Annotated in this window: 10 protein-coding genes; 6 read left to right on the top strand and 4 right to left on the bottom strand. The window is 60.9% G+C overall.

All coding sequences use genetic code 11. From position 1 onward, the window contains the following. Window positions 1–3 precede the first annotated feature (3 nt). From ACQPZX_RS05360 to ACQPZX_RS05385, 6 genes are all read left to right on the top strand, one after another. A complete protein-coding gene (locus ACQPZX_RS05360) occupies window positions 4–1038 on the top strand; it encodes a ParB/RepB/Spo0J family partition protein (RefSeq protein ID WP_433375130.1) in 1035 nt (344 codons plus the stop codon). Between the two features lie 131 nt (window positions 1039–1169). After that, window positions 1170–2420 (top strand): DNA methyltransferase, encoded by a 1251-nt coding sequence (locus tag ACQPZX_RS05365; protein ID WP_433385043.1) that lies wholly within the window; start codon window positions 1170–1172, stop codon window positions 2418–2420. A 285-nt stretch (window positions 2421–2705) separates the two neighbouring features. Next, on the top strand, window positions 2706–3707 hold the full coding sequence (locus tag ACQPZX_RS05370; protein WP_433375133.1) for a DNA-methyltransferase: 1002 nt from the start codon (window positions 2706–2708) through the stop codon (window positions 3705–3707). 78 nt (window positions 3708–3785) lie between these two features. Beyond that, window positions 3786–4988, top strand: coding sequence for a DEAD/DEAH box helicase (locus tag ACQPZX_RS05375; RefSeq protein ID WP_433375136.1), 1203 nt, complete (start codon window positions 3786–3788; stop codon window positions 4986–4988). Window positions 4989–5212: 224 nt separating this feature from the next. After that, window positions 5213–5788, top strand: a complete 576-nt coding sequence (locus tag ACQPZX_RS05380) for a hypothetical protein (protein WP_433375139.1) — start codon at window positions 5213–5215, stop codon at window positions 5786–5788. Between the two features lies 1 nt (window position 5789). Further along, complete coding sequence (locus ACQPZX_RS05385) at window positions 5790–7292, top strand: ATP-binding protein (protein ID WP_433375141.1); 1503 nt, start codon at window positions 5790–5792, stop codon at window positions 7290–7292. A gap of 1117 nt (window positions 7293–8409) precedes the next feature. Here the strand turns inward: ACQPZX_RS05385 and ACQPZX_RS05390 are convergent. The 4 genes from ACQPZX_RS05390 to ACQPZX_RS05405 all read right to left on the bottom strand — a co-directional run bounded on the left by ACQPZX_RS05390 (window position 8410) and on the right by ACQPZX_RS05405 (window position 12759). Next, entirely contained in the window at window positions 8410–8781 is a 372-nt protein-coding gene (locus ACQPZX_RS05390; RefSeq protein WP_433375144.1) for a type II toxin-antitoxin system VapC family toxin, read from the bottom strand. After that, window positions 8781–9032, bottom strand: coding sequence for a type II toxin-antitoxin system Phd/YefM family antitoxin (locus ACQPZX_RS05395; protein ID WP_433375147.1), 252 nt, complete (start codon window positions 9030–9032; stop codon window positions 8781–8783). The genes ACQPZX_RS05390 and ACQPZX_RS05395 overlap by 1 nt, the downstream gene beginning before the upstream one ends. 201 nt (window positions 9033–9233) lie before the next feature. Further along, entirely contained in the window at window positions 9234–11510 is a 2277-nt protein-coding gene (locus ACQPZX_RS05400; RefSeq protein ID WP_433375149.1) for a putative bifunctional diguanylate cyclase/phosphodiesterase, read from the bottom strand. Beyond that, a complete protein-coding gene (locus tag ACQPZX_RS05405; protein ID WP_433375155.1) occupies window positions 11497–12759 on the bottom strand; it encodes an FIST signal transduction protein in 1263 nt (420 codons plus the stop codon). The genes ACQPZX_RS05400 and ACQPZX_RS05405 overlap by 14 nt, the downstream gene beginning before the upstream one ends. Window positions 12760–12784 lie beyond the last annotated feature (25 nt).

The raw sequence follows: 12784 nt of genomic DNA on the forward strand, positions 1-12784 counted from the left end.
CTTGTGGAAATCGCAATAGATGACCTTTTCGTAAGCCCCGAGTTAAGCCGATCTGGAAGTGCAAAGCAGTTCGAGGAGCGACTTAGGTCGTCGATCGAGGAGATCGGCCTGGCGGAACCAATCAAGGTAGCTCCGTTGCCGGAAGGCGGGTACTTAGTAGTTGATGGGATCATTCGCCTAAACGCCATACGCTCCATCCGAAAGCGGAATCAGGATCGCTTTAAGACTGTTACGTCGTACGTAGTTAGTTTTGAGCGAAGGTTCGAAATTCGCTATCAGACCGACGTATATCAAGATCTGCTTCCGAGCCAGCTCGCGGGACTTGTAGAACATCTCCACAAGGCTGAGCATGTAAAGAAGACAGATATCGCTCGATACATTGGAGTTTCTCCCGCCACACTCCGCAACTACACCGGCGTGTGGCGACTCTTGCAAAGGGGAGGTCTGTTCCGAAGTTTAGTTACGCTCATGGATGTTGATGTTTTTCCATCATCAAATCCGTACGCTTGGCTGCGCTTGACCGCAGCGGGTCTGCGCCACGTGATTGAAGAGCACTTCAGTGACGGGCAGTCGGCGGAGAAGTGGATGGCTCATGTTGCAGCTCAATATCAGCAAGGAGCCACGACGAAATACCCCATCAAGATGGTGGAATCAGTCACCGACGCTTTACCTGCCGAGATGTATCGTGTCGGGGAAGAGGTCCGCACGATCAAACGGGACCTAGGATTACGCCGTGCGGCCAACTATTTCGCCCCACCGGCTGCTGCCGGCTCACCAGCAGCATCTCGCTCACTCGGCGGTTCAAAGATCTCTCCCATCGCTAGCTCAGCGACTCCGCTTCCCGCTACTTATCCGGTAAACGCCTCTGCTATAAGCGAGGCAACAGCGGCGACAGCCCACGGTTCGGTCGGAGCAGTGGCCGGCCCGATCGATCACACGAGTAGCGACGAGTTGAAGAACCTCGCCAAGATCTACCGCTACTCCCGGGAGCCCGTGCTCAGAAGTGTGGCCAAATCCTTGCAGGAGTATCTCGGATGACAATAGCTGGCGATTGGCACGCGAAGGCCTTCTTCGACGCGCCAGAGCGGGAGTCTATCGACGGCGGTAGCACCAGCGCTGGCGCCCTTTGGCACAGCGTCAGTCCGCGATGGGGCCACTCGATGCATCCAATGTGCTCATACCACGGGATGTTCCCCGCGAAGGTCGCCCACTACTTCATCCAGCGCCATTCTCGGCCCGGCGATCTGGTCCTAGACCCATTTAGCGGTCGTGGCACGGTGCCGCTTCAGGCCCGGGTGGAGGGACGTCGTGCGATCTGCAACGACCTGAATCCGCTGGCATACGTTTTGTCACGCGCGAAGTCTAATCCTCCTTCGTGGCGTTCGGTCTTGTCGCGTATCGAGGACTTACAGGGAAAGTATCGCTCTGGCCTTGTCCGAGAAGTTGATGCTCCTGACGATATTCGAATGCTGTACCATCCCAATACCCTACGTCAAATCAGCTATCTCCGCGACTATCTCTTGAGTAACGCCCTCACAAAGTGGGATCTCGAAAAATACATGATCGGCGGAGCCCTCGCGGGCATAATGCACGGGTCGTTTCGACGGGACGGAACGTCGCAGTATCTGAGTATCAGTATGCCGAACACTTTCAGTATGTCGCCGTCGTACGTGCAGAAATACATCATAGAAAATGGCCTGTCGGCGCCCGACCAAGACGTCTTCGAATGTCTACGCGACAAGATTGCTCGGCTATATCTCGACGATATCGAGGGCATCCCGGGTCGCGCGTACCACGCGGATGCTGTGAACCTAATGGCTGGCAGGCGCGTCGGCGAGAAATCAGTGGATCTCATAGTTACCTCTCCGCCGTATCTCCAGGTCGTCAACTACGGAACCGCAAACTGGATTCGGTTGTGGCTACTTGGAGTCGAGGAGGTCGGGAGAGAGCGAGGTGCTGGCCGGAAAACGCTCGACTCCAAGCTGGACCATGGACATACGTACCAGAACTACAAGGTCTTCCTGCAGAAGACGCTTTCCAGCGCTCGTCGCGTACTGAAGCCGGAAGGAATTGCGGTATTTGTCATCGGTGATGTTGCCGACCGTGGCAAGGAGCCCCTACCCCTGGCTGCTCAAATCTGGAAGGATGTAGGTCCCGAAACGGGTCTACAGTTGGTTGAAATGATTGAGGACCATCTGCCGGTTCAGAATAAGGTCAGCAGGATTTGGGGCGATACCAAGGGACAAGCCACGTCACGCGATTGCGCGTTAGTTCTGGCCCGGAACGATGCGCCTCAACCTCCCAGGACTAAGAGAGTGGACTGGGATGAGCCTTATAAGGACGGCGGACCTGACGCCGCACATCAACGGGCGAATCTCATACGGCTTGCCTCGGCGAAGCGAGCACAGGGTTCCTCCTGAAACTCCCCGGCGCGCAGACACGAACCGCCAAGGGTGACGCACCAAGATCATTACCTCAACCAAGGCGCTGGCCTGCCAGAACGTTCTAGAAGAGGACCTGCGCAGCGTCGCCGTCCCTGGCAACAGTCAAACGATGGCGACGCGGATCTGGGGAGGGGACGCGCCCACCGGGCAGAAGTGCCAGGGAGGTAGCATCTGGCACGCAGTTGCCCCTGAGTACCGGCCCGAGCCGCCGGTGATTCGCTGGTAGGAGGCGGACAACTAGTGCGCGCGCCGGTGGTACGGATGTACCAGACGTCTCTGGGTTCAATGTGGCAGGGCGACGCGCTCGACATGTTGGCTGGCATAGGCAACGAGACCGTCAACCTAGTCTTAACATCACCCCCTTTCGCCCTAACTCGGAAGAAAAGCTACGGAAACCAACCCGAAGATGAGTATATAGAATGGTTTGCGCCATTCGCAGAGGAAGTTAAGCGGGTTCTACGTCACGACGGCAGCTTCGTCATCGACCTCGGTGGTGCCTGGCTACCGGGTTCACCAACGCGGTCCTTGTATCAATACCGACTTCTAATCAACCTTCACGACAAGTTCGGTTTCCACCTCGCTGAGGACTTTTACTGGTTCAACCGCGCGAAGCTGCCCGGACCTCGCCAATGGGCGACCATAGAGCGGAATCGGGTGAAGGACGCCGTAAACAACATTTGGTGGCTGAGTAAAACCGAGCGTCCGAAAGCGGATAACCGTAAGGTGCTCAAGCCGTACAGTACTGCAATGCAGAAGATGATCAAGCGCGGTACTTACAACGACGGAGAACGCCCGTCGGAGCACAAGATCGGCAAAAATTGGGCTCGGGATTTGGGTGGCGCCATACCGCCTAATGTCATTGAGGCGGCCGAGAGTGTCGAATCGTTTGGGGCGCTCGATAACATGCTCGATCTGGGGAACACTAACTCGACTGACCCCTACCACGACTTCTGTCGTACAAACAATATTCGACGCCATCCGGCTCGGTTTCCAAAAGCTGTCCCGGACTTTTTCGTAAGGTTCCTCACCGACGACGGCGACCTTATCGTTGACCCATTTGGTGGGAGTAATGTAACTGGCGAGGTTGCAGATGGATTGGGCAGGAACTGGCTGTCGTGCGATCTGGATATCGACTACATCCGCGGATCGGTCGGCCGCTTCAGTGGCGACCAGATCGCCTTGACCGACGAAGGAGTTGCTGCGGGGTTGGTTATGCCCCCTATACTCGGCGAGGAGGGCGACGGAGAATTGACCCTCTTCTAGCGAAGCTTTGAGAAATTCCTTCGTAGCTCTTCCCAACTGTGTGACTAACCGATCGGGACATCGGCAAGAGGGGGTCAAATGCCGACCTCGGGGCACTGGAGTCTGAAGGCCGACCTGAGGCCATGGCAGCAGGAAGCCTTGATGGCGTGGGTCAACGACGGATGCCGAGGTGTGACTGCTGTTGTCACAGGTGGCGGCAAGACTTTTTTCGCTTTCGCCTGCATGGTTGAAGCGCGCCGACGGAATCCCGACGTTGTAACCATTATCGTGGTTCCAACGGTGGCGCTGCTCGATCAGTGGGTGGTCGGCTTGGTTGATGACCTTGGCGTCTTGCCAAGTGAGATTGCGACGTATGGCGGGGGGCGACGCGCCAGCAGGCCGAGAGCAGTAAACGTTATGGTCATAAATACGGCGCGATCTCTTGTCGAAAGCATTTCGGATTCCTGCAAAACACTGCTGATTGTCGACGAATGCCACCGTTCGGCCAGTCCCGAAAATGCGCGAGCACTCGCCGGCAGGCATCAGGCTACGCTAGGTTTGTCTGCTACTCCGGACCGAGACTTCGATGACCTATTCAAAGAGGTCGTCGTGCCAGCGCTCGGACCGGTGATCTATAAGTACGACTACAATCAAGCCCGGGCGGACGGTGTCATCACTCCGTTCGAGCTAGTCAACGTTTCAGTTCCCATGAAGCCCGATGAGCAAGAAAAGTACAACCAGCTCACGCGGCGGCTCATTCCGCTGTTGAAAAAGCGAGAAGCCGGTGCCGATGTAGACGATCGTCTACATCGGCTACTCCGGGATCGCGCTCGAGTCAGCAATAGTGCAGAACTCCGGCTGCCGGCCGCAGTCACGCTCGTTGGCAAGCATCGCCGAGAGCGGTCTATCGTCTTTCATGAGCAAATCGATGCGGCCAATATTTTGACGCAAGCTCTCCTCAACCGGGGCCACCGGGCCGCTGCCTACCATAGTGGCCTCGGTCCCGCGATTCGGCAGCATAACCTCCGGATGTTCCGACGTGGCGAAATCGATGTTCTTGTGACGTGCCGGGCTCTGGACGAAGGTATCAATGTTCCAAATGCCAGCATGGCGGTTATTGCGGCATCCACTGCCAGTACTCGGCAGAGGATTCAACGGCTCGGTCGAGTTCTTCGGCCTGCGCCCAATAAGTCTCGATCATCCATCTATACGATTTATGCGAGTGAGCCGGAAGCTGTTCGTCTACGTGCGGAAGAGGTAAACCTTGAGGGCGCCGACGATATACGTTGGCTGGGGAATTAGGGGTTCGATCATTGGCTCGCGTAGTTCTTGACTCGACTTGGTTTGAATCTGTCAACTCGCGGAGTTGGTACGAACGCGACTATGAGGCGGTCGTTGTTGATCGGGCGCCATTAATATATCCACGCTGGAAGGTCGTTCCTTTTAGGGCCGACGTCACTGGAGAGGACGGCACGACGAAGCGCCCCGACTTGGCGCTAATCGACTTTCGGTACCGTCAGTGGTGGGTGGTTGAAATCGAGCTCTCCCATCATGACCTTCGTCATCACGTTATCCCCCAAGTCGAAGTGTTCCGCACTGCAAACTACGGTGCGTACCATGCGGCCGCGCTGGCTCGAACCTCGACAGACCTCGACGCGGATCGACTTGAAGCGATGATGCGTGGAGTTTCCCCAGGGGTACTGGTCGTCGTTGATACGCCGTCCACTGCATGGGGGGAGCCACTCGCCGCTATCGACGTGCGGCTGGCAATTGTGGAGCCGTTCCGTGACCCAAATGCTCGACTGCTGCTTCGGCTGAACGGCTACCAGCCTGAGCCGCCTGGGGAAATTCTTACGAGATGTAGCCGACACAAGCTCCGTCGCCTGTGGCGTGTTCACAGCCCAGCGGCGCTTCCCGGCGCGGTGGACGAGCCATTGCAGATATCTTACCTAGGCAACGTGAGTGTCTGGAAGAAGATTCAACTGAATGACGCTGTCATGCTGCAGGCGCAAAAAGGTGATGTGCTCGCCGAACTAACGTCGGCTGATTTAGTTGTGAGAGACGACGGTACCCTAGCTTTTATCTCTATCGGAAGGCGTTGAGATGTCAATCAAACTCCAGCTTGGCTTGGATGTCCTTCGATCCTACAAGCGTTTGCCGTACAGCGCCTGGCATGCCTTGGGTGAGTTCGTTGACAATTCTACCCAATCGTACTTTAACAATAAGGCTGCCCTGGACAAGGTCTACAAAGAGGAGGGTACTGGGTTAGTCGTAAGTATCGTCTATGATCGCGAGGACGACGGATTAATCAGAATCAGTGATAACGCGATGGGAATGAGTCGGGATGAGCTCGCACGGGCGCTCAGGGTGGGAGTTCCGCCTGAGGACCCCTCTGGTCGGTCGCGTTATGGGCTAGGTATGAAGATGGCTGCTTGTTGGTATGGAAACAACTGGAGTATTGTAACGAAGAAGCTGGGCGAAACTGTTGAGTTTACGGTTAAGGTTGACGTCGAGGCTGTCGCCGAAGGCCGCGACGAGCTCGAAGAGAGCCATGTCAGCGATCTGGATCCGGCAGCGCACTATACCCGGATAGAGATCACCAGACTTAACCGCAAGCCTCAGGGGCGTACACTTGGCAAGATCAAAGAGTTTCTCACTGGTATGTATCGGCTTGATATCGACCGCAAGATCATGGTTCTCGAATGGCAGAACGTTGCTCTCCAATGGCATATTGATTGGACCTTTCTAAAGGACTCCGGCGGCACGGAGTACCGAAAGGACTTCGAGTTCACGGTTGATGGCAAGCGCGTGTGGGGCTGGACGGGAGTTCTCGACACCGGCGGTCGGCCTAAAGCCGGCTTCGCGATGATTCATCAAGGCAGGATGGTGCAGACGTGGCCAGACGCCTGGCATCCGGAGTCGCTGTATGGCCAGACGCAGGGCTCTAACGACCTGGTTAATCAGCGACTAGTGGGAGAGATCCATCTGGACGAGTTCGAAGTTAGCCATACAAAGGACGATATTCACTGGGCCGGCGATGAAGAGGACCAGGTTCAGGACAAGCTGCGAGAGATTTGCGGCGAGTATCGTGACGTGGCGAAAAGAACTCGAAAGAGGAAGCAGCTTGCGCAAGCTGCTATCCAGGTCGCGGCTAAGGCCGTCGAGACGGAGCTGAAGTCGCCTGAGATGGCAGACTTGATCGAGGATGACCTTCCGTCTCCCGAGGAGATTGCAGCCGATGATCAAGCGCTTCTCTCGGAAACCGAAACCTCGGACGCTGACATCGTGGCGACGCTGATGTTCCGTGAGCGAGAGATAAGCGTGCGTGGCGTACTTGACAGCAATAAGAGTCATAATGATCCGTACATGGTTAGTGAGTCTGCCCAGCCTGATCGTGTGCTGGTTGTGATCAACCTAAATCACCCGCATGTCGCTTCGATTGATGAGAATGGATTGGTGAATTACTTCCGCCACTGCATTTACGATGCGTTGGCCGAGTGGAGAGCCCGAAACCAGGTGGCGCCTCTCGATCCCGGCACTATAAACCGACTCAAGGATGGGTTTCTGCGGCTTGGCTTCGACATCGAAATGCATGACGAGAGCTAATGCGAGGCTCTCAATCGGGTCACGCGGTTGCATTAACGATTTTCGGCGGCGGCGGTCTGGGGATATAGGAAGCGTGGCTCTCGAGTCTGATTCTCTTTGAGGCGAACGGGATAGTTGGGCATGCTCAGTCCAGCGCTATACCCTTTGTGTCAAGCGTTGACTACTGAGGGAGCTTTCGTCCCAGACAATTCGGCCATCCGCTGATATGGGCGTGGGGAGTAGAACTTGGCGGATTCGATCCTGAAAGCTGCCGCCGGCCGTTCGACCGTGCTTGTCGCTCACGTACTGATGCCAGCGTGACGGATGACGAGGGCGTCCACCTATGCACCAAACTCGTTTTTTGTTATTGAAGAAGAGGTGCTCGGCTATCCACGCGACTTGGGCCTGGTGGTTGCGCTTCGCTGCCCCTTGAAGTGGACTTACACCCCACCCGGCCAAAACCTCCGTTGACTGCTCGATGCTGGCCATGAGGAGCGGTCTGGCTTTAAGCCATCCATCTACTGACTGTCCGAGAATGTTGATTGACGGCAGATCTGTGGTTTGTAGACCGAACACGTTAGCCACAGCAATTTCTTCACAATGAAGCAGCTCTGCCGCCACCTGCAATTGTCGCATTGTGCGCATTCCTGTCGTAGTGGGCGGGCTGCATAGGATCGCACAAAGGACGGACAAGTTGGCGTTCCTCTCTGGTATGCCGAGAATAGCCCGGGCATCGCGGTCGCTTGGCGGAGGCCCCGCAGGGCGACCGTGGCGGCACATGCTCTCCGCCACCTTCGGGGAGGCGTCTGCATCCTAGAACGGGCGACCCGGCTTGAGCGCCGCTACCGAGGATTTGCAGGAACCGCGGGGACGTATGTTCCCCATGGGTCTGTCCGGCCCGGCACGTCACAGCTCTTTGGAAGCGGCGCGGAGCCTTGCAAGGTCCCCGGCGGAGTTCAAGTAAGCCAACAGCACCTCCACGGCATTGCGGCCCCCTGCTCGCGGAAAGCGCGAGCCGGGGGCCGTTTCGGTATTCCTGCTCCGGGGGCCGAGCCCCCGGACGCCCCGCGTCGCGGTGGTGCGGTCGGTGTGGTGCGGTCGGTGTGGTGGCCTCGGGGCCGCGCCTTTCATGTCGGCGCTATGCCGTCAGAATGTCCAGGTCGTATTTTGCGATCTCGGCGTCGCGGGTGACCAGTGTCAGGTTTTCTGTTCTTGCCTGGGCTATCAGCATTCGATCGAACGGGTCGCGGTGCAGCAGGGGTAGCCGGGCCGCTGCGATGCCGTGCTCAGCGGTGATGTCCAAATGGCGGAAGCCGCTGTCGCGTACATGCTCGGGGAGGTCGTCCGGCTTGAGTTTGCCGATCGACTGTTTGATCGCTACCTCCCAGATCGTTACGGCGCTGACGTGGACGTCTGGTTCGTGGTCAAGTCGGTCCTTGAGCTCAGCGGCGAGCGTGGGATCGTCGGACAGCCACCACAGCACGACGTGGGTATCGAGGAGCAGGCCCATCAAGCGAGCCCGAAGTCTCGCGCAATGGCCTCGTTCACGTCGGGAGAGTCCCAGTCGTCGGCCATCGTGAGTTGGCCGGCGAGGCTGCCTCGGCCGGCCCGGTCGACCCTGCGATTCAGCGGGATCACCTTGGCGACCGGTTTGCCGGCGCGGCTGATGATGATCTCTTCGCCGTGCTCCACGCGATCGATGATCCGCGAGAGGTTGGTCTTCGCATCGTGGATGTTGAACTGCGCGGCTGCCTCGGGCATGACGACCTCCTTAGCTAAGAGGTTAGTCCAGTGCTCGGCCGGTAGGCCAGTGCAGTCGAGGATGCGGTGGAAGCATGAACTCGGAGAGGCACTCGCGCAGCCTCGTCAGGTCGTCGGCGGGGTTCAAGTAAGCAGTAAGGACCTCCACGGCATTGCGGCCCCCTGCTCGCGGAAGCGCGAGCCGGGGTGCGCCGGTTGCGGTCACTGCGCGGTGGGTGCGGTCAGCGTTTGGGGAGAACCAGCGGCGTGTAGGTGGGCGTGGGCCTCGTCCGTGGGGAGTGGGCGGCCCAGGAGGTAGCCCTGGCCGATGCGGCAACCCAGCCGGCGCAGCGTTGCCAGCTGCTCGTCGTCTTCGATTCCCTCGGCGACTGTCTGCAGCCGTAACGCCTCGGCCAGGTCGATCACCGCGCGCACCACCGAGAGGTCCTCGGCGCTGTGGTTCATGGAGCTGATGAACGATCGGTCGATCTTCAGTTCGTCCACCGGGAACCTTCGCAGGTAGGACAACGACGAATAGCCCGTACCGAAATCGTCCACCGCGACCTTCAAACCCAGCTCCTTGAGGCGGGTGATCTGGTGTCCGGCCTTCTCGGGATCCCTGATCATCGCCGTCTCGGTGAGCTCGAGCGTCAGCGCGTCGGCCGGAACTCCCTCGATGAGCAGGGTTTCGGTCACGTGGGCGACGAAGTCCCGATCGAGGAGCTGCCGGGGTGCGATGTTCAGGTTCAATCTGAGCGCCGGGAAGTCATCCCTCCAACGTGCGAGCCGGCGGATTCCCTCACGGAGCGCCCAGAGCCCCATGTCCACGATGAGGTCGCTCTCCTCGGCGATCCCGATGAACTCGGCCGGCGGAACGACTCCGCGGCGCGGGCAGGTCCACCGCATGAGCGCCTCGACGCCGACCGGCTGCAACGTGCGAAGGTCCATCAGCGGTTGGTAGTGCAGGCGCAGATCGCCCTGGTGCAGGGCGCGTTGCAGGTCGGAGATGAGGTCGACCCGGGCGACGGTCTCCGCGAGCATCTGTGGCTCGAAGACCACGGCCTGCGAGGCGCCGCGCTTCTTGGCGATGTACATCGCGACATCAGCGTTGCTGAGCAGGTCCTCGGCGGTGTCGCCAGCCGGCTGGCGAGCGGCCACCCCCACGCTGGCGCCGATGAGGGCGTCGCGGGAGGCGATGCGGAACGGCTGGCGGAGCGAGTCGATGAGGCCTTCGGCGACCGCGACCGCGTCGATCAGGGTGATATCCCGCAGCAGTACGGCGAACTCGTCACCGCCGATCCGGGCGGCTATGTCGGTGGGCCGCAGACTCTGGGCGATACGGCGTGACACGGCCGCCAGCAGGGCGTCGCCGGCGCTGTGGCCGAGGCTGTCGTTCACTGCCTTGAACCGGTCGAGGTCGATGAACAGCACGACGTCGTCGCGGCGCTCGTTCAGGGCCCCGCGGAGCCGTTCCAGGAACAGCGTCCGGTTGGGCAGGCCGGTCACCGGATCGTGGTGCGCCTGCGTGACCGCCTCGACGGTCCGGGCATCGGTGAGCGCGAGGCTGGCCTGCTGGGCAAACGCGACGAGCAGGTCGTGCTCCTCCGTCCCGGCGTCGTCGTCGAGCACGGCGACCAGGCTCCCCGCGATCTCGCGGCCGACCGACACGGGTGCGGCGGTGAGCCGGATCCGTCCCGTCGGAGTGTCCACGACCGCATTGGCGGAGGCGTGCGATCCGGTGGCGATCGACTGGCCGGCGACCTGCAGGACGGCTTCGTGATCTTGCGGCGCGCGCGAGTCGTCGCCGGAGACGATCGTCAGCACCTGTGCCGCCGAGGACTCGGCCAGCACCAGCAGCACCGGACGGTGGTCCAGCAGTTCGGCCGCGCCCGCGGTCACAGCGTCGAGCACCTCGGCGAGCGGGCGCCGGGCCGACACCGCCCGCTGGATGGTGAGCAGTTCTTCGAGCAGGCGCTGCCGGGTGCGTACCTCATCCAGAAGCCGGAGCCGCTCCGCGGCCTCGCGTTCCTTGTCGCGAAGCAGGACCTGTTCCTGCTCGCGCAGCGACCGCTCCGCGGTCAGCGCCCGCAAGTTTCGCAGTATCAGGCTCAGCAGTTGGGCCATGGCCTGCACGGTCTGGCGTTCCGGGCCGGCCAGGGCCAGGTCGAGTCGGCCGACGAGCAGGAAATCCCGGGTGCCGCGGCCGAGGCGAGCGGCGAACGCGTGCGTCTCGCCCAGCCCGGGCAGGTGCATCGACCGCGCCGATCCGATGCCCAGCAGCGCCGGGCTCGCGGCCACCTCGTCGGCCAAGCCCCAGTGGGCCCGCACCTTGCCATCGATGACCACCGCGGCGATCTCCGCCTCGAGAGCCTCACTCGCCCGTTCGGCGGCCAGTTGAAGAACCTGGTCCTCGTCGGTGCTGCCGGTCAGGACGGTGCAGAACTCGGTGAGCTGCAGCGTCGACCAATGATGCGACGGGCTCGGATCAGGCGAGTGCAAGGGAGACCATCGTCAGGTGATGCATGCCGGTGGCACCACGGAATCGGGCGATCTCGCCGTACGAGTAGAAGCCGCCGAAGGGTACGCCGGGGAAGATCCGTTCGATCTCGGCGAACTCGCGGCGCACCCCGGCGGGGCCGAGCTCGCGACGGCGTACGGCGCAGTCGAAGGTCAGCAAGCCGATCGGCGTGGCGTCGCCGAGCGTCCGCACCGCCTGCTGGCAGGAATCCGTGCCGCCGGCCACGAGCGAGTCGGGGTCGCCCTCCATCAGCCAGGCCAGGCCACCCTGCGGGATGCCGGCCGAGCACAACACCGAGCGGTCGGTGAGGTCCACGCCCTGGATGACGCGGATCTCCTCGCCGGACCGGGTGGCCACGCCCAGCGGATACTCCAGCGCCGCCAGACGGAACGAATCCGACCCGGCGAGCACCGACTCGTCCAGGCCGACCCGAGCGAGGAACACGTCCAGGGCCGGCTCGTTGTCGAACTCGTACACCTTGAGGCCGTCGCTGTCGGTGACCACCATGGGGTCGCCCGAGCGTCGCCAGCCGTGCGCCACGCCCAGCCCGACCGGCTGCGGCGACCCGATGGCAACGCCGACCACAACGTCCTTGAACACCTCTACGCCGTTGCTGTCGCCGGCGAACTGACAGGTCCGGTCGAACTGCCAGTCGTCGCTGGCCAGGCCGCCGACCAAGGGCACGGCCGCGCCGGCGGTCCCGTAGGCGCCGCGCACGATCTCCACGTTGCCGTTCAGCGTGGCGTCGATGAACAGAAGGAGGACCTTGTGCGGGTGATCCAGCCGGGCCAGCCCGGCCGCGGCGAGACTGCCGGCGGAACGTTCGTTGCCCTCGACATCACGCGCCACTTCGATCTCGTAGCCGAATCCGTTACCGCCGAACGCCACGACCGACACCGCGAAAGTGGCCGGATCGTCCGAGGCGGCCATCGGCTCGATGGTCGAGCACCCGGCGATCTTGGCGTTTCCCCCGGAACGTGACCTGACCCCGTCGAGCAGCGGCTGCATGTCGGCACGGTCCCGGGCGAAGACCAGGATGAGGCCGGGGTCCGGCCGGCCGGCGACGGCGTTGGCGGTCGCTTCGGCTCCGGCCGTGAACCCGTCGGCGGCGATGCTGCGGCCGGCGCCGAACCATCGGCCGTCCGGGGCCGTCGTGAGCGAGCCATGGGACATGTTGTTCCGATCGGCCGCCGTGCGGAAATTCTGAGAAGTCGCCTCCCTCGCCGTCACCCTGTTATGTACCCTTGCTGTTACG

It is taken from the genome of Actinoplanes sp. CA-142083, from assembly GCF_050942195.1.
Classification (GTDB): Bacteria; Actinomycetota; Actinomycetes; order Mycobacteriales; family Micromonosporaceae; genus Actinoplanes.